Annotated in this window: 22 protein-coding genes; 7 read left to right on the top strand and 15 right to left on the bottom strand. The window is 55.9% G+C overall.

The window, feature by feature from the left end:
- Nucleotides 1-74 precede the first annotated feature (74 nt).
- The 7 genes from AAAC48_RS12860 (at nucleotide 75) to AAAC48_RS12830 (ending at nucleotide 7,136) form a co-directional block, all read left to right on the top strand.
- Nucleotides 75-1,586 carry a sugar ABC transporter ATP-binding protein gene (locus tag AAAC48_RS12860; protein ID WP_340654541.1) on the top strand — a complete coding sequence of 504 codons (1,512 nt, stop codon included), beginning with the start codon at nucleotides 75-77 and terminating at the stop codon, nucleotides 1,584-1,586.
- Complete coding sequence (locus tag AAAC48_RS12855) at nucleotides 1,579-2,580, top strand: ABC transporter permease (RefSeq protein WP_340654540.1); 1,002 nt, start codon at nucleotides 1,579-1,581, stop codon at nucleotides 2,578-2,580. Before AAAC48_RS12860 ends, AAAC48_RS12855 begins: the two co-directional genes overlap by 8 nt.
- A complete protein-coding gene (locus AAAC48_RS12850; protein WP_340654539.1) occupies nucleotides 2,577-3,572 on the top strand; it encodes an ABC transporter permease in 996 nt (331 codons plus the stop codon). The genes AAAC48_RS12855 and AAAC48_RS12850 overlap by 4 nt, the downstream gene beginning before the upstream one ends.
- A gap of 4 nt (nucleotides 3,573-3,576) precedes the next feature.
- Nucleotides 3,577-4,431, top strand: a complete 855-nt coding sequence (locus tag AAAC48_RS12845) for a sugar phosphate isomerase/epimerase (RefSeq protein WP_340654538.1) — start codon at nucleotides 3,577-3,579, stop codon at nucleotides 4,429-4,431.
- Nucleotides 4,432-4,476: 45 nt separating this feature from the next.
- A complete protein-coding gene (locus AAAC48_RS12840; protein ID WP_340654537.1) occupies nucleotides 4,477-5,988 on the top strand; it encodes an FGGY family carbohydrate kinase in 1,512 nt (503 codons plus the stop codon).
- Nucleotides 5,978-6,667: a class II aldolase/adducin family protein gene (locus AAAC48_RS12835; RefSeq protein ID WP_340654536.1), complete on the top strand. Its 690-nt coding sequence runs from the start codon at nucleotides 5,978-5,980 to the stop codon at nucleotides 6,665-6,667. The genes AAAC48_RS12840 and AAAC48_RS12835 overlap by 11 nt, the downstream gene beginning before the upstream one ends.
- A gap of 154 nt (nucleotides 6,668-6,821) precedes the next feature.
- On the top strand, nucleotides 6,822-7,136 hold the full coding sequence (locus AAAC48_RS12830; protein WP_340654535.1) for a PilZ domain-containing protein: 315 nt from the start codon (nucleotides 6,822-6,824) through the stop codon (nucleotides 7,134-7,136).
- A gap of 29 nt (nucleotides 7,137-7,165) precedes the next feature.
- On the opposite strand, the gene AAAC48_RS12825 is transcribed toward AAAC48_RS12830, so the two are convergent.
- The 15 genes from AAAC48_RS12825 to AAAC48_RS12755 form a co-directional block, all read right to left on the bottom strand.
- Nucleotides 7,166-7,639: a hypothetical protein gene (locus tag AAAC48_RS12825; protein WP_340654534.1), complete on the bottom strand. Its 474-nt coding sequence runs from the start codon at nucleotides 7,637-7,639 to the stop codon at nucleotides 7,166-7,168.
- Nucleotides 7,636-8,037 carry a flagellar protein FlgN gene (locus AAAC48_RS12820; RefSeq protein WP_340654568.1) on the bottom strand — a complete coding sequence of 134 codons (402 nt, stop codon included), beginning with the start codon at nucleotides 8,035-8,037 and terminating at the stop codon, nucleotides 7,636-7,638. The genes AAAC48_RS12825 and AAAC48_RS12820 overlap by 4 nt, the downstream gene beginning before the upstream one ends.
- 62 nt (nucleotides 8,038-8,099) lie before the next feature.
- Nucleotides 8,100-8,672 carry a rod-binding protein gene (locus AAAC48_RS12815; protein WP_340654533.1) on the bottom strand — a complete coding sequence of 191 codons (573 nt, stop codon included), beginning with the start codon at nucleotides 8,670-8,672 and terminating at the stop codon, nucleotides 8,100-8,102.
- A 74-nt stretch (nucleotides 8,673-8,746) separates the two neighbouring features.
- On the bottom strand, nucleotides 8,747-9,142 hold the full coding sequence (locus AAAC48_RS12810) for a hypothetical protein (RefSeq protein WP_340654532.1): 396 nt from the start codon (nucleotides 9,140-9,142) through the stop codon (nucleotides 8,747-8,749).
- 1 nt (nucleotide 9,143) lies between these two features.
- A complete protein-coding gene (gene fliR / locus AAAC48_RS12805; RefSeq protein ID WP_340654531.1) occupies nucleotides 9,144-9,893 on the bottom strand; it encodes a flagellar biosynthetic protein FliR in 750 nt (249 codons plus the stop codon).
- Between the two features lie 14 nt (nucleotides 9,894-9,907).
- Nucleotides 9,908-11,998: a flagellar biosynthesis protein FlhA gene (gene flhA / locus AAAC48_RS12800; protein WP_340654530.1), complete on the bottom strand. Its 2,091-nt coding sequence runs from the start codon at nucleotides 11,996-11,998 to the stop codon at nucleotides 9,908-9,910.
- Between the two features lie 145 nt (nucleotides 11,999-12,143).
- Complete coding sequence (locus AAAC48_RS12795) at nucleotides 12,144-12,410, bottom strand: flagellar biosynthetic protein FliQ (RefSeq protein ID WP_340654529.1); 267 nt, start codon at nucleotides 12,408-12,410, stop codon at nucleotides 12,144-12,146.
- Nucleotides 12,411-12,412: 2 nt separating this feature from the next.
- Nucleotides 12,413-12,811 (bottom strand): flagellar hook assembly protein FlgD, encoded by a 399-nt coding sequence (gene flgD, locus AAAC48_RS12790; protein WP_340654528.1) that lies wholly within the window; start codon nucleotides 12,809-12,811, stop codon nucleotides 12,413-12,415.
- Nucleotides 12,808-13,248, bottom strand: a complete 441-nt coding sequence (flbT, locus tag AAAC48_RS12785; protein ID WP_340654527.1) for a flagellar biosynthesis repressor FlbT — start codon at nucleotides 13,246-13,248, stop codon at nucleotides 12,808-12,810. Before flbT ends, flgD begins: the two co-directional genes overlap by 4 nt.
- A gap of 3 nt (nucleotides 13,249-13,251) precedes the next feature.
- Nucleotides 13,252-13,596: a flagellar biosynthesis regulator FlaF gene (gene flaF / locus AAAC48_RS12780; RefSeq protein ID WP_340654526.1), complete on the bottom strand. Its 345-nt coding sequence runs from the start codon at nucleotides 13,594-13,596 to the stop codon at nucleotides 13,252-13,254.
- A 23-nt stretch (nucleotides 13,597-13,619) separates the two neighbouring features.
- Complete coding sequence (locus AAAC48_RS12775) at nucleotides 13,620-14,669, bottom strand: flagellar hook-associated family protein (RefSeq protein WP_340654525.1); 1,050 nt, start codon at nucleotides 14,667-14,669, stop codon at nucleotides 13,620-13,622.
- A 2-nt stretch (nucleotides 14,670-14,671) separates the two neighbouring features.
- The gene (gene flgK, locus AAAC48_RS12770; RefSeq protein WP_340654524.1) at nucleotides 14,672-16,144 is read right to left on the bottom strand and encodes a flagellar hook-associated protein FlgK; all 1,473 of its coding nucleotides are present in this window, start codon (nucleotides 16,142-16,144) and stop codon (nucleotides 14,672-14,674) included.
- Between the two features lie 31 nt (nucleotides 16,145-16,175).
- Nucleotides 16,176-17,435 (bottom strand): flagellar hook protein FlgE, encoded by a 1,260-nt coding sequence (locus tag AAAC48_RS12765; RefSeq protein WP_340654523.1) that lies wholly within the window; start codon nucleotides 17,433-17,435, stop codon nucleotides 16,176-16,178.
- 123 nt (nucleotides 17,436-17,558) lie between these two features.
- On the bottom strand, nucleotides 17,559-18,230 hold the full coding sequence (locus AAAC48_RS12760) for a response regulator transcription factor (protein ID WP_340654522.1): 672 nt from the start codon (nucleotides 18,228-18,230) through the stop codon (nucleotides 17,559-17,561).
- Nucleotides 18,231-18,470: 240 nt separating this feature from the next.
- A complete protein-coding gene (locus tag AAAC48_RS12755; protein ID WP_340654521.1) occupies nucleotides 18,471-18,941 on the bottom strand; it encodes a transglycosylase SLT domain-containing protein in 471 nt (156 codons plus the stop codon).

Here is an 18,941-nt window from a genome sequence, read left to right as displayed (position 1 = left end):
CGGATCCTCCCTGCTGCCGGACCACCACGTCTGGTCCGGCAGCTTCAAATCACGGATTTGACGGGCATATCACAATGGCTGAGATCGAGAGCATGGGTGGCGTGAAGCCGCTCCTGTCGTTGCACAACATCAATATGACCTTTGGCGGCATCAAAGCGCTCAAGAATGTGAGCTTCGAGGTGCTGCCGGGCGAGGTTCATTGTCTTGCCGGCGAAAATGGTTCCGGCAAAAGCACCCTTATCAAGATCATAACTGGTGTCTATCGCCCGGAGGCAGGAGCCGTCATCGAATATGACGGGCAGACCTATACGCATATGTCTCCGGTAACCGCACAGGCTGGTGGAATTCAGGTGATCTGGCAGGACCTGGCACTGTTTCCAGAAATGACTGTCGCCGAAAACATCGCCTTTCACAGCGTGATCGGCCGCTGGCCACGTCTTGTCAATTATCGCCGTATGCGTGAAATCGCAGTCAAGGCGCTGAACCGCCTTGGCGTTACGCTCGACGTCGACACCCCGTTGAAGGAATATTCCATCGCCCAGCGTCAGATCGTGGCGATCGCCCGTGCGCTGGTGGGGGAGGCAAAGCTCGTCTTCATGGACGAACCTACCGCCTCACTGACACAGTCCGAAACCGATCACCTGATCGAGATTGTCCGCTCCCTTTCAGCCTCCGGCGTCGCGGTGGTCTTTGTTAGTCACCGCCTTGCCGAGGTGTTAGAAATATCAAATCGTTTGACCGTGCTGCGCGACGGCGCACTGGTCGGTGTCTACCCAGTCGAAGGTATGACCCAGTCTCGCATAACCGAGTTGATGACCGGCAAATCTTTTGACCAACAGGTCCGTGCCAAGCCGGTCGAGGACAAGCAGATCGTACTGGAAGTCAAAAGACTATCACGCCCGGGCCAGTTCGAAGACATTTCTTTCACCGTTCGCCGCGGCGAGACGCTTGGTATCACCGGGCTCTTGGGCGCAGGCAGGACGGAACTCGCGTTATCGATCTTCGGCATGCTCAAGCCGCGGTCCGGAACTGTCTCACTGGACGGCAAGCCAGTCCGCTTTTCATCAAACCGCAAAGCCATCGAGGCTGGCGTCGCCTATCTTTCGGAAGACCGGCTATCGCTCGGGCTTATTCAACCGCAATCGATCGCGGACAATCTGGCGATCGCGTCGCTCGACCGCATCAAATCCGGCGGGCTGCTTTCCGAGATCCGCAAACGGGAACTGGTCGGACGCTGGGTTGCGGATCTCGGCGTCAAGATTGGCCGGCAGAGCGATGCGGTTTCGACCCTGTCGGGCGGAAACCAGCAACGTATCGCTATCGCCAAATGGTTGGCCACTGATCCGAAGCTTCTCATTCTTGATGCGCCGACGGTGGGCGTCGACGTTGGCGCACGTGCTGGCATCTTTGAAATTGTTGCCAAACTCGCCCAGAGCGGCCTCGCCATCATCCTGATTTCCGATGAGGTCCCGGAAGTCTATTTCAATGCAGATCGGGTGCTTCACATGGCGCATGGGAAGATGGCCGGATGGTTCGATCCGCGGTCCTGCACCCTTCAGGAAATCGAGGCGGCTGTCTATGCGTAAGCTCGTTCAATCCCATGCCACCGAGTTCGCGCTGCTTGGCGTCATAGCGGCCATGTGCATTTTCCTTTCATTGGCCACTGACAACTTTTTTTCCCTCGGTAATGCGTTCGATCTGCTCAACACGAGCTCAGTCAATATCATCTTTGCTGTCGGGCTTTTGGTCGTCCTCATCGCCGGAGGCATAGACATTTCTTTTGCTGTGGCAGCATCCGTCGTCCAGTACGGCGCAGCGCTGATCCTCGGATGGATTGGCGGAGGCGGTTGGATAAGCGGGCTTGTGATTGCCGGCGGTCTTGGAATATCGCTTGGCGCATTCAACGCGTTTTTGATCCACCGGTTCCGGATCATCTCGATTGTTGCCACGATCGCCACCTTCAACATCTATTTCGGCCTGCTGATGTTCTTCACGCAAGGCGTATCGATCTACGATCTGCCGGAATGGCTGACAGACAGAGTGGTTTTGTTCGAACGCGAGATGCCCGACGGCACATGGGCGGAAATAACACTGCCCGTGCTCGTAATGGCAATCTGTGTATTTGCGACTTGGCTGCTGATCACTCGCACAACGACAGGCCGGCAGCTCTACGCCTTCGGGGATAATCCGGAAGGGGCGCGCCGTTTCGGTGTCAATATCGGTGCGATGCAGTTCATCGCTTTCGGCTGGCTCGGGATGATGGCAGGGATCGGCGGCCTCATTCAGGCACATTATGCGCAAGAAGTGGTGCCGAACGCGCTCTACGGACGCGAGCTCGATGTACTGGCGGCTGTTGTCCTTGGCGGCGCACGGCTTGGCGGCGGCAAAGGATCGGTGCTCGGCTGCGTGCTCGGCGTTCTTCTGATCGCTATCACTCAAAACGGGCTGAACCTAATGGGTGTCTCCCCATTTGCATTCAAGATGATCATCGGCGCCATTATCCTGGTCGCCATAACACTCTCCAACACCAGCCTGGAAAAGCTTTTGCCATTCATGCGTGAGCAAGGAGCCCGGCGATGACCAGCATTGCAACACGCATCAGGGACCTGTTTGGCCCTGAGATCGCCGGTCCCGGCTTCGCTTTTGTTGCCGTAATGCTGTTCTTCGGCATTGCTTCTCCGCAATTTCTGAGCGGGGCAACATTTGGCTCGGTGGCGTTCCAGCTTCCTGAGCTTGGCCTATTAACGCTGGCAATGCTTCTGCCGGTGCTGACCGGCGGCCTCAATCTGGCCATTACCTTTACAGCAAATATCGCTGGACTGACGGTAGCCTGGGTGCTTCAGGCCAATGGCGGTGTCGATGCAGGCATCGCTTCCTTCGTTCTCGGCTGTATTCTGGCAATCGCAGTCGGGGCCGCGACCGGCGTTGTGATGGGCGTCGTGATTGCCTATACGCGCGCTCATCCGATCCTCGTTTCCCTGTCGATGATGATCTTCGTGCGCGGTCTCGGCGAGTTCCTGACCCGTGGCGGCGACGTTTCCGGGTTCCCAGCCTTCCTGCAGCCGATCGGTCACGGCAGCATTCTTGGCATTCCGATACCGCTTTTGATCTTTGTCGCCTGTGTCGTTATCTGGCACGTGCTTTTGACGCGGATGAAGCTTGGCTTCAACACCTACATGATTGGCTCAAATATCGAGGCAGCGCGCTATTCCGGCGTCAATACACGCAAGGTGATCGTGCTTGTCTATACATTGTCTGGTGCGATGTGCGCCATCGCGGGCATCATCATGCTGGCACGCTTCAATTCCGTGCGTGTTGGCCACGGTGAATCTTATCTGCTGATCACCGTGCTTGCCTGTTTTCTTGGCGGCGTCAATCCGTTCGGCGGCTTCGGGCGCGTCATCCCGGTGTTCGTCGCACTGGTCGTTCTCCAGCTCCTCTCGTCGGGGCTCAACCTTATGGGAGCCAATCAGCATCTGGCAACCGCGGTCTGGGGCATTCTCCTCATTGCGGTCATGATCCTGCGTTGGCTCGCGGCTCAACTCCTGATTTTCAATCGCACAAAAGGATAAGACAATGTCTGTTCAGGGATTTGGCGTCCATACCAGTATGTGGACAATGAACTGGGACCGCGCCGGCGCCGAAAAGGCGATTGCGGCAGCGGTCAAGTACAAGATGGATTTCATCGAGATCGCCCTGCTCAACGCGCCGGCAGTCGATGCAGCGCACACCCGGGCACTTCTGGGCAAGCACCAGCTCCGGGCCGTCTGTTCGCTTGGCCTGCCAGAACCGGCATGGGCTTCGGTTCGTCCAGATGCGGCGATCGAACATTTGAGGGTCGCGATCGACAAAACCGCTGAAATGGGCGCGGAAGCGCTTTCCGGCGTTATCTTCGGCGGTATTGGTGAGCGCACTGGCGTGCCGCCGACGGAGGGGGAATACGACAATATCGCCCGGGTTCTGACAGCGGCTTCCAAACATGCCAAGACCCGCGGTATCGAACTCGGCGTCGAGGCGGTCAACCGTTATGAGAACCACCTCATCAATACCGGTTGGCAAGCGGTGCAGATGGTCGAGCGCGTCGGCGCCGACAACATCTTTGTCCATCTCGACACCTACCATATGAACATCGAGGAAAAGGGTGCCGCTAACGGCATTCTCGACGCTCGTGAGCACCTTAAATACATCCATCTTTCCGAGAGCGACCGGGGGACGCCGGGTTACGGCAACTGTCCCTGGGACGAGATCTATGCGGCGCTCGCGGCTATCGGCTTTAAGGGCGGGCTGGCAATGGAAAGTTTCATCAACATGCCGCCGGAAGTCGCCTACGGACTTGCCGTGTGGCGTCCCGTCGCCAAGGATGAGGAGGAAGTCATGGGAAATGGCCTACCCTTCCTGCGCAACAAGGCGAAACAGTACGGTCTCATCTGATCGAGTAGGCTTAAAACCATATTCAGCCATCCGGGAGGAGAAGGAATGGCTTTTGAGGAGCAGGGAAACGATCGCCCTTTGATGGTTGCTGTTCTTGATGTGGGCAAGACCAACGTCAAGCTCAATGCAGTTTCGACTACGGGCGATGTGGTAGAGACACTTTCGGTTCCCAATCCTGTGCTGCCGGGCCCGCCCTGGCAGCATCATGATCTCGAAGGCTTGAGCGGTTGGATTTTCGGCAATCTTGCCGGGCTCTGTCGACGGCACACGATCGCGACATTTGTCGCCACGGGACACGGATCAGGCGGTATGTTGACCGGTCCCGATCCAGATGCCGGTGACGGTACCGTTCTGCCGATGATCGACTATGAACAGCCACTGCCTGATGCAATCCGTGACGGCTACGCACCGCTTTGCGGCACGTTCTTCGATCGCGGCAGTGCCGTCATGCTCTCGTCTACCCATCAGGCACGGCAGATGTACTGGATGGAGTGCGCCTTCCCGCAGGACTTTGCACGGGCACGCTGGTTTCTTGGTATTCCGCAATATTGGGCTTGGCGTTTAAGTGGTGCCGCCGTCTCTGAGGCCACATTTCTGGGAGCGCAATCGCATCTGTGGAACGTTGCGAAACAGCACTGGTCGCCGATCGTTACAATGCGCGCCTGGGAAAGGCTGATGCCACCCTTTGCCAAAGCCTGGACAAGGCTGGGCCCGGTCCGTCCCGAGCTTGCCAAGCGCCACGCTCTACCCGACACCTTGCACGTGCTTGCTGGCGGCCATGACAGCAGCCTCAACTATTACAGGTACCAGGCTGCCGGGCTGGATCGCCTTACAGCCGTTTCAACAGGCACGTGGATCGTTGGTTTCTCCGGGCAAACACCGCTCGAAAAACTCGATGAACATCGCGGCATGACGTGCAACAGCGATGTCTATGGCCACCCGCTGGGCGGTGCGCTAACCATGGGCGGCCGTGAATTTGTTCACGTTGCTGGGGCAAACGGCACCGCGATTGACAGCGACCGGGCCGCAATCGCAAAGATCATTCAGCAAGGGACAATGGCGCTTCCGTCTTTCGGTGATGATGACGGGTTGTTTCCCGGCAGTGCCGGTCGGGGAAAGATTGTTGGACCGGCACCTGTTGATAGCGTAGAACGGACATCGCTTGCGATACTCTATACGGCCTTGCTAACACTCGAATGCCTCGATGCGCTCGGCGCGAACGAACTCGTCGTTCTCGATGGCAGCTTTCTCAACAATCCAATGTACGCCGCGCTGGTCGCAGCGTTGCGGCCGGAGTGCCGCACGCAATTCAGTCTGGAGGCTTATGGCGTTGCCTCGGGGGCGGCGCTCCTTGCAACGCACCAGACCCGCACGGCACCCGCGACGATCGCGTTGCGCCAACCTGAAGACCTCGGTTCGCTTGGACCAGTACTTTTGGATTATGCGGCCCGCTGGCGCGCACTGTCCCATGCAAACGCAATGAACAAACCAGATATCGCTCCGGGTTCAAATCCGGACCACAGTGCTGAAAAGAAAGGTATTTCCCATGCAAACTAACCAGTCCGACACGGCGCTTCGCCGCGAAATGGTCGACATCTGCCGCCGGATGAATTCGGCCGGCATCAATCAGGGAACCGCCGGGAATCTCTCCGTCCGAACCGAAGCCGGATTTCTTATCACACCTTCCTCATTGCCCTATGACACAATGCAGCCTGAAGACCTGGTTGAAATGGATTTTGCTGGCACTTATGTCGGACGCCGTCCATCGTCCGAATGGCGCTTCCACCGCGACATTCTGAAAAACCGGACAGACATCAATGTCGTGCTGCATTGCCATTCGATCTATGCCACAACGCTCGCCTGCCACCACAAGACGATCCCGAGTTTCCATTACATGACAGGTGTCGCCGGAGGTACCACAATCCGCTGCGCGAAATATGCCACTTTTGGCACACAGGCCCTGTCGGACAATGCGCTGGACGCCCTGCAGGACCGCCTGGCCTGCCTGTTGGGTCAGCATGGTCAAATATCCCTGGGAAAGACGCTTGAGGCAGCATTGTGGTTGGCAATCGAGGTCGAAACGCTGTCGCGCATCTATGTCCAGGCGCTGACACTCGGCGAACCACCGGTACTCCCGGATGAAGAAATGGCACGTGTTATGGAACAGATGCGTCGCATGAGCTATGGCCAGGCACCCGATCCTGAAGGCGCGAACGATGTCGCAAGGCCCCGTTAGCTGCTTAATAACGGATTTGCAATTCTTTGAGCCTATAGACATCAGGTGAAATTGCCGATCTGGACAGAAGCCCCCTCGCCTCTGGCTTTAGCGGTCACTCACTCTCTTTTCTGGGCCGCACCTGTCCATGCCACCATCCGCAACCGACAACAAAATGGAAAAGCGAAACGAGGAGCGCAAGAAGACGAGGCTGCGCTCAGGCAAGCTTGTGACGCTCGATGGCCAGTTTCTAACGGAATGCCATTTTCAGAATCTTGCAGGTGGTGGGGCCAAGATCAGAATCGTCAGCCAATGTACGATCCCGAACCGCTTCTGGCTGTTCGACGATCAATATTGCGGCGCTCTGATTACGGAAATTGTCTGGCACAAGGATGCGGAATATGGCGTTCGTTTTGTTCAAGATCCCGGCATAGTTCCGCTGAACGATACAATTTTGAACACGCTTGCGGGCAAGTATTACTCACTCTGATCATTCGCATGCAATTGCACCTTGTGCAGTTACGGCCGTTCGAGACCCTTGGTATTCTGGTCGCGAATTTCCTTGGCCGTGATGTAGTTGAACTGCTCGACAAGCAGATCTTTTATCAGCGGCTGCGGCAACCGGGCATTGACGCCGTCAATAATCGATTTCTTGACGTCCTCAAACCTGACGCTCTGCACGTCCTTCGCAGCAGAATAATGCCCGTAGAACTGACTGAAAATCTCGTCATTGATGAAATAGGAAACAGGGACGTTGATGGACGCCTTTACGGTCTTGTCGAGGGTATAGGCAAGCTGTGTTATGACGTAGCCGTTGACCGCGCCATCAATAATAATTGGAACACTGAAAACATCGGTCTTGCCATCATCCAACGCGACTTCACCGGATTTCGGTGCAACGGCAGCTGTTGCCGAATTCTGCCAGACGGCAAAATACAGCGATCCGAGGGCTACGCCGCAAATCCACAGACCGATAAGCGCAATACGGATCATGCCCCGTGGCCGTCCCTCAACTGGTGCATTGTATAGGTGCCATCGGCTTCCTGGGTCTCAAGCGCATCACGTATCAGCCCGGTTAGTTCTGTCACGGCGCGCAAGTGAAGTTTGAGCGCTTCGCAATTGCGATCCAACTTCTGGCGCAAATTGTCGAGGAAGGGCTGGAGTGATTTCAGCGCAGATGTGTCGAGCGTCTTTGCCGCCTTGCCCATCGCCTTGTTGAAGTCCCGCAAACCCCGGCTCTTGTTGGCATTGATATCTGCTAGATCGACCGTGTGGCCATCAAGAAGCAGGCGCGTCTCACGCTCTACCACTTCTTCCAATCGCCGAATCGCGAAAAGGACTGGATCAAGCGCTGGTTCGTTCCTTGGGGCAAAAACTGTCGTTTCGGTCATATCGCTGAGCTTCTGATTGTCGTTCACGATTTCCATATCCATTCCCTCCAAATTTTTCGGCCTCAGCCCTGTCGGGGTTCTTCAACGTTTTGCGTTGTTTTCATTTGCTTTTGAATGAGTTGCCGTTCGATCTGGTACAAAATGACATTTGAATCCTGTTGTTTGAAATTGAGTTGGTCATTGGGTATACCCGGTGTTGCCTGCGCCACTTGCGCGGCTTCGCTTTTCGCCTTCCTGGCGCTTTGCAGATCCAGCATGCGCGCGATACCAATACCGCCAGCATCGGTCATCTTGTTTGCAACGGCTTCCGCCATCATCGATTTCCAGTAATCGCCTGCAATGCCTTGACCAAAGACGGCCTGATTATCACCTGTGAACATGGACTCGACAAAGGATTGCAGCATGAAAGCTTCGAACTTCTTGTAGGCTGGATTTGGCGCCTCAGGCACTTTCGCATCAGCCATTGCGACACCCGTCTGCTGTATTGATGCAAAATTATCGCGCGACAGCTGGAGCGATGCCGCGATGCGGTCGGAGACCATGCTTCGCAGTTTCTCGACGGATGCTCGCATGGTTTCCGGATCCGCCGCCATGGCGACATCCAGTACCAGATCCGAAGGAGGACTAATGGCCATCGATTGCTGTTCCATCCCGTTTCATGTCCTGCACCTTAACCGCTCAAACTTACGGGAGGCTTGAGCCCGCACCATCAGATTGAATGTTTCGCCTGAAGATGGCTCATATATTCATCCATCTCGTCGGCAGCGCGAAAGCGCTCCAACTCTCGTCCCAATGATTGCAAGCGGCGATCAAGCGTATCGATCGTACGGGATATCTTCAGCAATTCTTGTCTCTGAGCGATCATACTCTCAGCCAATTGCGCCTGTCGCGCCTTGTTCAGCTCCAGCCGCTTCATGATGATGTGCGCCGGCACGATCACGGCATTGCCCTCGAAGCGATCATCATGCATCTTGAACAGGGCTGCATTCTCTTCCTCTATGGCAGCAAGCTGCTCATTAAGGCGAGCGAGTTTCATCTCGGCCTTTGCCTTCGCCAATTTCTGCAACCTGATCATTCCGAGATAGGACGCTCTGGCCTTTGGCATTTTAGAAGCTCCTCAAATACGAACCGGCTTCATTGCTGAAAAAACGCAGCAGATCGGGCATGGCGAAATAAAGCAGCATCAGTCCACCCGCGAGAACGAAGGGCATCGAGATGAAATACACCGGGATGGAAGGCGTCAGCTTGTTGATCAGGCCAACCGCAATATTGACGACCACGGCAAAGACAATGAAGGGCGCAGCAATACGGATGGTGGCGAGGAACGCTTTAGAGAGTGTATCGGTCAAGTTAACCATGGCTGTTCCCGGTTGGAAGATGCCGTCGACCGGGATTGCCGAATAGGAGGAAAGCAGGGCTCGAAATACTTCAAGGTGCAGATCGGAGACAAAGAAGAGGCAAAGCGCCGACAGGGTAACGAAGCTTGCGATCGCAGCTTGCGGTTCTTCTGATTCGATCGCTCCCGCGGGTGCCCCGGAATAGCCCGTCGCCATGGCAATCGCATTGGCCATGAACTGCAACGCCCAGAAATAGAGCCGCGCAAGAACGCCGATCATTGCGCCAACGATGATCTCCACAACGATGATCCGCATCAGCAGCAACGGCGCGGATTTGGCCGCCGGTTCGACTTGTGGCAGGACCAGGGGCACAACCATCAGTGAACAGGCTAGTGCAAGGAAGAGCCGGATCTGCATGGGGATGCGCGGACTGGAAATGCCTGGCATGACCAGCAGGCAGGCGCCGACACGCGCAAAAACCAGAAAGGCCGCGACGATGCTATCACTCAGCTGCGGCATGGTTCAGCCGAGCCTCACGAGATCGTCCCGAGCGAGCGAACTTCAACGCCGCGGGCGATTTCGACATGTGAGAGAACCGACAATGTCGCGAACAGGCGTTCGATGATCATGCGGATATAGGGCCGTGCCTCTGGCGAGGCGACCAGGACAAATCGTTCGCCCGCATCAAGATATTTGCGGATTGCCGCACTCGCCTCGGTGCCGAACTGTTCCAACAAACGCGGGTCGATATCGAATTCGGTGATCTCACCCTTGGCGTCGCGCTTGAGGCTCTGGTGGAAGACCAGATCCCAGCGATTACCAAGGCGCAGGACAGAAAGAACGCCGTTGTCGGCAAGATCACCGCAGATCTGTTGCGCCATGCGCATGCGCACATGTTCGACGATCATCTCGGAGCGACGGACGTGGGGAGCCACCTCGGCAATCGCCTCAAGAATAAGATTGAGGTTGCGGATGGACACCCTTTCCGAAAGCAGAAGCTTGAGCACCGCTTGAAGGCCCGAATAGGACAGATGTGCCGGGCAGATGTCATCGAGCAATTTGCGGTATTCGGGGCCGAGCCGATCCAGCAATCCACGCATATCCTTATAGGAGAGCAGCTGGGCCAGGTTGTTGCGGACGATTTCGCTCAAATGCGTGAGCAGCACCGAAAGATTGTCGACGGTCATGTAGTTGTCGCGCTTGAGCTCGGCGGCGAAGGTTTCCGGCACGGAATAGGCCTTCATGCCGAAGGCTGGTTCCCTCACCTCTTCGCCCGGTACATGCGGCGGCGGACGGTCGCCGGGAATGACCAGGATCTCGCCAACCCTGACTTCATGCGAGGCAACTACCGTCCCGTGGATCTTGATTCGGTAAGTCTTCGGCGGCAACAGAAAATCGTCCGTCACCTTGATCTCCGGGACGACAAACCCGTATTCGACTGCGAACTTCTTGCGCATCTTGTTGACGCGATGCGCCAATTCCAGTTGAGAAGCGAGCAATCGTGCCGAAAGCTGCTTGCCCATGCAGAGTTCGATCTGTGCGGTCTCGAGCGACGCTCGAACCGAATTGCGATCCTCCTCTTCGGCAGCCTTGTGCTTCATGGCCAGTTCGGCTTGCGCAGCTGCCGCGACGCGCGCCAATTTGCGCGGCACAGAAATGCCGATGACAGCCAAGCCAATCGCCAGCACGAAAAACGGAAAGGCCGGCAGACCAGGCAAAATGCCAAGCACGAACAATAGCAAAGCCGCTACGAACAGTGCCTTCGGATAGGCGCCCAACTGACCAAAGACGGCTTTGTCCGTGGAACCGCGTGTGCCGCCCTTGGACACCAGAAGGCCTGCGGCAAGTGACACGATCAGCGCAGGTATCTGGGTGACAAGGCCGTCGCCAACCGAGAGTTTCGTGAAGACGTCCGCCGCCTGACTGACCTCCATGCCATGGCGCGTCACGCCGATAATGATGCCGCCAAAAATATTGACAGCGGTGATGATGAGGCCAGCGATAGCGTCGCCGCGTACGAACTTTGAAGCACCATCCATTGAACCGAAAAAGGCGCTTTCTTCTTCCAGCTCGCGCCGCCGGTGTTGCGCCTGTTTCTCGTCGATCAGCCCGGATGAGAGATCCGCGTCGATCGCCATCTGCTTACCGGGGATAGCGTCGAGCGTGAAACGCGCACCCACCTCGGCGATACGGGTTGCACCCTTGGTGATGACGAGAAAGTTGACGATGATCAGGATGGCAAAGACGACCAATCCGATGACGAAGTCACCACCCATGACAAACTGCGAAAAGCCATGGATAACCTGCCCTGCAGCGGCATAGCCCTCGTCGCCATGGGTGAGAATCACACGCGTCGTCGCAATATTGAGTGACAGACGCATCATCGTGGCGATCAGCAGCACGGTTGGAAAAGCCGAAAAGTCGAGTGGCCGCTGGATCCACAGTGCGACCATCAGGATCAACACTGAAAGGGCTATGGAAAAGGCAAGGCCGATATCGAGAACGATGGGCGAAACCGGCAAGAAGAGAACCGTAAGGATGATCACGATACCGAGCGCCAGTCCGACGTCGCTGCCGGTGAGGTATCCCTTGTCGCCCAAACGTTTTACTGCGGCCTGCTGCACGGCTTTCTCCTATTATCTCTGCAACAATAGGGAGCGAAGCTTACGCGAGGCCAAAGTGCTGGCTGATGCTGGATATTTCAGCCATTGTTGGTCTTGCCTATACGCCGGGCATCCGCATCCCTACGCCTTATGAGAACGGGCGCCTTCAGAACCCGTTTTCAATGCGCGAATAGACCAGCAATGTGAGCGTGTTGATCTGCGAGCCAACAAAAGGCGCCGTGAGCGCCAGAACGGCAAGAATAACGATGATTTTCGGAACGAACGTAAGAGTGATTTCCTGAATCTGCGTCAATGCCTGGAACAGCGCGATACAGACACCGGCAAGCATGGCCGCTCCCACCGCGGGGCCGGAGGCGACAATCACCGTCCAGATAGCCTGATTGATGATATCGAGCGCATCGGCCTCATTCATGATTAGCTGACGACGATTCCAGCCGTGATCGGAAGCGTGGCCCCGCCCTTGAGCGTCGCGATCATTCCATCACTGTAAATGCGCACCGACTCAACTACACCACTGGTAGTGCCGTCGGCACTGGTAACAGTCCTGCCAATGATACCATCGGCCTGCTGCAAGGATGAGCTCGCCAGTAGCTGATCCAGCTTGGTGTTGGTTTGCATGGCCTGCTCGACACTGGAAAATTGCGCCAGCTGGGTGACCTGCTGTGTCGCATCCATCGGCTGGGTCGGATCCTGGTTCTTCATCTGGGCGACGAGGAGCTTCAGAAACGTCTGATAGTCCACACTGGGACCAGCGGTCTTTGTCGTATCCGTCGTGGTGCTGGTTTGAGTTCCTACAGCAGGGATGGTGGTCATGCGAGTGCCTCCGGCCTGACATTCTGTTCTGTTTGTGAAGGGATGGCCGGCTCTGTGTCGCCGGAAAGTATCTGCGCTTCGAGGGCATAGAGCAGTCGAATGGATTTCAGCGCCTCGAACACACGATCGTTGCAGACCAGTTCGTCGATCAGCTTCAGCTCCTTCAGCATCTGCTGGTTTTCGAATGTCGCAAGGAGTGACGTCAGCATCCGCTTGAACGTACGATTGGCGTCTTCCTTGATGGCAGGATTGATCAACATGATCTGTGCGGCGAAATAGAGCTGCCGCAGAGGCGTCGTTGTTTGATCGGCCTGGAGAACGTGGCTTTCAAGAAGAAAACTCACATCGTTCATGAATTCGAGCGACACTTTCCGGTCGGCGCGCAATACGGCACCGTTCACATAGATTTTTTCACCGGCACGCAGCGAGATTTTCATGCTTTAAAGCCCGTCGCGAATGGTTCTGGTAATTTCGATGATACTGTCATAGTCCGTGGATTTTTCCTGCCGGATTGCCTCCAGCTCCTTAAGAATGAATATGCCGATCGAAATCAGCGAAGCGCGCAGTTCAGGCGGCAACCCATTTGCCGGGCTGCCAAGATCCTCGATCACGAGCATCCACAAACGTGACGTAAACAGGACAGCTTCGATACCTTTGTAGGAATAGCCGCCCTCGTCCCGGGCTTCTTCGAGCATCATGATCGACTGATCGAACAGGGAGCGTTCGCGCTCCTTGGCGTTGTCAGCGCCGTCGCTCATGATGTCGTCGTATCGGGCCTGGTACATATGTCTTTCCAGTCTGCTACGATTTATTTCAGATAGTTGAGCAAGCTCAAGCTCTGCAGCTTGACCGTAAGTGCATAGGACGCCTGGATCTGCGTGGTCAGAGCATTGACCCTCGTTGCTGCCTCATTGGGATCAACGGCTTCAAGGTCGAGCACTGAACTGTTCAGGACCTTGAGCTGAACCGTTAGCCGGTCTGTTGCGTCCTTTGTCCTTGCCTGCGCATTACCGAGGAAGGACTGTGTGTCGGCCAATGCAGTCGTTGCTTGGGAAGTCGTTTCGCTAGCCTTGCTAACCACGGCATTGAAGGCAGCTTGATTGAGACCGATATCACCCAACTCGGCAATCATCGTGTAGCTCATGGCCATCTGGCGAAAACCGGCACCATTAGCGCTGACGGAGGTTTCCGCGAGTTCACTTGGAGCAATCCGGCTCTTGACCAAAGTATCCGACGCCGAGGACCAGTTGGTCGACCACGACGTTGCATCGAATTGCGACGAAAACGATGTATCAAGGTAATTCTTCATGTCGGCAGCGCTGATGTTCGCCACCTGCGGATCAGTGGTTGGAAAGCCAAAATAATCCTGGAACGATTGCAGCACCGCCGCACGGGCAGGATTGCCGGCAGCATCATAGTCGCCGAGCGGTTTCACATCGGTATTAACGCCGGCGAAAACATACTCACCGTTGAAACTCGTGTTGACGAGATCAGTCGCTGTCTGCATCAGACCCTTTGCTTTGTCGACAGCCACAGCGGGTTCTGCAGCGCCACTGGCAAGAGCGGTCACAAGGCTGAGAAAATCCTGACTACCCTTGACTATGTTGCTTAAGGCGGACTGGGACGTTGTCATTCGTTCTGCGGTCACGCCGTTGGTATCGGTAAGGACCGTCAGGCGATCATATTCCTTGCGCAGCGAGATCGACTGGCCTGTTCGGCTCCCTAACGTAAGCCCCTTGTCGAAAACGAAGCCAGTCGTGGATTCGGTTTGCGCTTTGATAAGATCCGCTTGGGCTTTTGCCAGAATGTTGCGGGTCGAGTTTGCCAGTACGTATGACGAAATGGATTGGGTTTTCATATCTATGACGCCGCCTGGAGGAGTTCTTTGAACATGTTATCGATGGTGGAAAGGATCTTCGCCGACGCCTGGTATGAGTGTTCGAGATCGAGCATCGCCGCCATTTCGTTGTCGATATTCACGCCACTCACATTGGAAAGAGCATCGCTCGCTCGCGATGCCAGAACGCCGTTATAGGTGTTCGTCTCGGTCACCGATTGGCGCTTGGCTTCAAGTGAGCTGATCGAAGCGTCCGAAAAATCGAGTAGGCTCTTGTCATTGCCGGCACCTGCTGCGGGATCATAGCTGCGCGGCGTGGTGATCGCACTGATGAGCTTCTGCAACCGCGCTGAAAAGCCGGCCGAACCATCGGGATTTTGCACGTAATCCGGATCAGCCGGGACCGTACCACCATCGCGCAGCAATGCGGGATTCCCGCCTTCGGACAGGACATATGCCGAAGAAACCTTGATCGTACCGGCGATACCTGGGGAGATCGTTCCATCAGCCGGCATTACCGGTGCGCCGGAATAGGTGAAGAGCCCGGGGACAGCCGGCTTGGTTGGCGGCGTTCCCTGGTCCGTCTCGGCAAACATGCTGACCAGGCTGCGTGCAATTTCATCGAGTTGTTTTTGATAGTCCGGTGCTACCTGGTCGCGTAGCTGCAAAAGGCCGCTCAGGCGGCCCGTGCCATAAGGCTGCTGAAACGTATCATGCGACAATGGCACGCCATCGACATAGACCTGGTTGCCGGACGTTCCCGCACTAAAGGCGCTTGTCGGCGTGAAGCTGACCGTACGCGCGGATCCCTCGAAGAGCGTCACGCCGGATTGGGCGAACACCACCATGTCATTGTCGCCGCGCACGAGTGTGGTGATGCCGATTTCACTGGAAATCTGCTTCAGCAAACCGTCGCGTTCGTCGAGATCGTCGGATACATCCGCACCGGTCCGCGTACCGTTGACAACGCGGGTATTGACGGCTTCGAACTTCGCCAGAAGCGTGTTGAGGTTCTTGACCGAGTCATTAATGTCAGTATCGGCATCCTGGCGCAGTTTTTGTACTTCGTCATTACCGCTATTGAGCGCACTAGCAAGATCCGCGGCCTTCGAGACGACCGCTTGTCCGACGGTGGTGTTTCCCGGCTGCGAGGCATAGAGCTGCAGGGAGTCGCGCAAATCCCCCAGAAGCGCGCTCGGCGAGGCCGACGCATCATTGGCGGAATAGATGCCTGAGAGCCGGTCAAGGCCACTTTGAAGCGTATCGGAGGCACCAAGTTGGCTGTTGGTATCAATGTACTTGGACAGGAGCGCTGCGTCGGCGGAACGGGTCACTGAAAGATAGGTCAAACCGCCGGGGCCACTGACCACCGAACCAATACGCCGCGAAAAATTGGGATCGTTGGCACCCGCAATATTACGCGATACCAACGCGGTCTGTTTCGAAACGGTCGTAAGAGCACTCTGAGCAGTGAGGAGCGCCGAAGTTAGTGACATGCCCTTTGTCCAATCGCCATTAGAAATTCAGCTACCTTTTCAGATTGACCAGCACATCCATCAAATCCGCCCCGGTCTGGAAGACCTTGGAATTCGCCGTGTAGTTTCTCTGAGCTTCGATCATGTCCGTCAGGTCCTGCGCGATATCGGCAGTCGATTGTTCAAGTGCGCCCGAACTCAGGCTGCCAAAACTCCCGCTGCCGGCAAAGCCAATCTGCACATCGCCGGAATCCGCACTTGTCGAGAAAACATTGCCCGACATGACGAGGAGATTGTCGGGGCTTGGAACGTCGGCCAGAGCGATCTTGTAGATCGCGCGCTTCGCGCCGTTCTTGTAGATGGCCATTACAGTGCCATCGGCACCAATATCCACATTGTCGATCGGGCTGGGTGAATTGCCGTCAATCTTTACCTCGATCGGCGTGTAGTCGCCGGCCAGTTGCTTTGTTGCGGCAAAATTCAGTTCGAGCGTTTGGCCATTGGGAATATTGACTGAAAGTGACGTGTCGGTAGAGGTAAGTTTGCCGGTCACCGCATCGAAATCAAAGTTCTCCGTCCTTAGTGCTGCAGCCGAGTATGGGAAACCGCCCGTCGCTGCCGCATCCGCGTGATTATAGGCTGTGACTTCCCACTTGTTGTCAGCTGTCTTGCTCATATAGAGATCGAGAACAACCACGTTACCGAGATTGTCGAAGGTCTGGACGGACGTCTTGGCTGTGTATTGCGCGCTCGCGGTCGCTGTCGCTGATGGCAAATTGGCCGCTGGCACGATTGCCGCCCCGGCCGGGAAATTGGCCGTGAACGTGCCGACACGGCTCGGATCGGCAATCAGGTCATTTTGCCCGATATTGACCTTCTCCAGCCCCTGATAGCCGTTTGCCACAGGGTTCGCATTGCCGTTCGTGATGGGATAGCCCATCAGATAATAACCGGCGGTATTCACCAGATTGCCCGAAGCATCAGGCACGAACGAGCCTGCGCGGGTGAGATATGGCGTGCCATTTGCGTTGCTGACGATGAAAAAGCCATTTCCTTGCAGGGCAAGGTCCGTCGACGATGTGGTGTAGCGCAGTGAGCCGTCGTCGGAAATGTGATGACGGACTGTCGTTTGGATCCCGCCGGAATTATATTCGCCGCCCGAGCTTGGCAGGACGAGTGATGAGAACTCCGTGCTGGCCCGCTTGTAGCCGGTCGTGCTGGAATTGGCGATGTTATCCGACACGGTCGACAGACGGTTGGCCTGGCCATTCATGCCCGATATACCGGTTCGCATCATTCCGTAGAGGCTCATATCCGTCTCCTTCGCCAAAACTCCGTACAAGATCGTTATCGTGCGATACTTGCGCGAAGCTGACGCTTTGCATTCCTGAGGGGATTCTTGAATTCCGACCCTTCCGCCGAGGCGGAAAATCGCTTAGTCGAGATTGATGCAGTAACCAAGGAAGCGCTTGGAATCGATCGGGTCATGCCCAAGCTGCTCACGCAGTTTCTTGCGCAGCTTGCTGATGTGACTTTCCACGACGCTTTCCTCGACATCGCTGTCAAAAATGCCGTAGATGGCACTGAATATCTGCGCCTTGTTAAGGCGGCGTCCGCGATTGGCGATCAGATATTCAAGAATGCGGCGCTCCCGCCGCGGCAGCGAAAAATCGACGCCATTTATTTGCGGATCGCGGCCATCGGAAAAGACCCGGATCGGGCCGATCTGGGTGCCCGCGCCACCATTGCCATACCGGCGGCGGATCGCATTGATCCGCGCCAGGATTTCACGCACATGCATCGGTTTGCGAACAACATCGTCGACACCGGCTTGGAAAAGTTCCAGCGTGTGCTCCAATGACTGTGACTCGTTGACAGCGATAACCGGCGCCGAACAACGCTCGCGAATTTTGTGTGGAAACTGGCTGCGATTGGCACATTCCCCTATGAGAAATGCCTCGACTGCCATAATGTCGCTCTGCTGGACAGTGGCGACCCAATCGCCAAAATCATCGGGAGCAAACCCTGTTGTTGTTATGCCCTCACGGGCGAACCACGCCGAATACCCACTCGTCACCAGACTTCGTTCGTCGACGACTACGATCACAACCCCACCTTCCGAATCAATAAGATGCCCCAAGCAATACACAACTAGCGGGGCGGAAGACTCGGCGACAATTCCCAATTAATTGCACCTAATTTATTGGGAGTCCGAACTAATTTTGAAGGGGTGTCTCTTGCTGCGGCAAAAAGGCGGGTTCCACACCCGGCAATTTCTGCTGCTGGGACCTTACCAAGAGATACTGTTGCGCGCAAATTCACGTTTTATTACTGAGTATTAATAGAGTCACTTATCGCAAAACATTCGGGCCTTTTGCGTCCAGTTTCCAAACCCGGTTGCCACCATATTCTCCATTACCCGGCAAACATAGTACTTCTGCGCCGGATCGTTGTTTGGCCCGGCATGATAACGTGCTACGGCCATTGTCCAGCTGCCTTCGCGTGAACGAAGCTGTTTTAGAAATCGCGCGGCGTAATCCACATTGGCGGCCGGGTCGAGCATGGCGCTCACCGAGGGGAAAGCGGCGGAGTGGTAAAAGTGATCAATTTGCATGCATCCAAGGTCGATCAGTTTGGCTCCGTGTGCATATACCTCGTTGAATTTTGCCTCTGCAGCTGCCGCTGATGGCATGAAAAAAGCTCGCCCATCGACGTTCATGGCATAGGGCTGGAGTGAGTCCTTGTGCCCGGTTTCAGTCAGGCCGACTGCATAGAGGATGCCGATGGGAATGTCGTATTTTGTCGAGGCATGATGCAT

Origin of the sequence: Phyllobacterium sp., assembly GCF_037994405.1 — a bacterium.
GTDB lineage: Bacteria > Pseudomonadota > Alphaproteobacteria > Rhizobiales > Rhizobiaceae > Phyllobacterium.
This window is presented reverse-complemented; position numbering and strand designations above follow the sequence as displayed.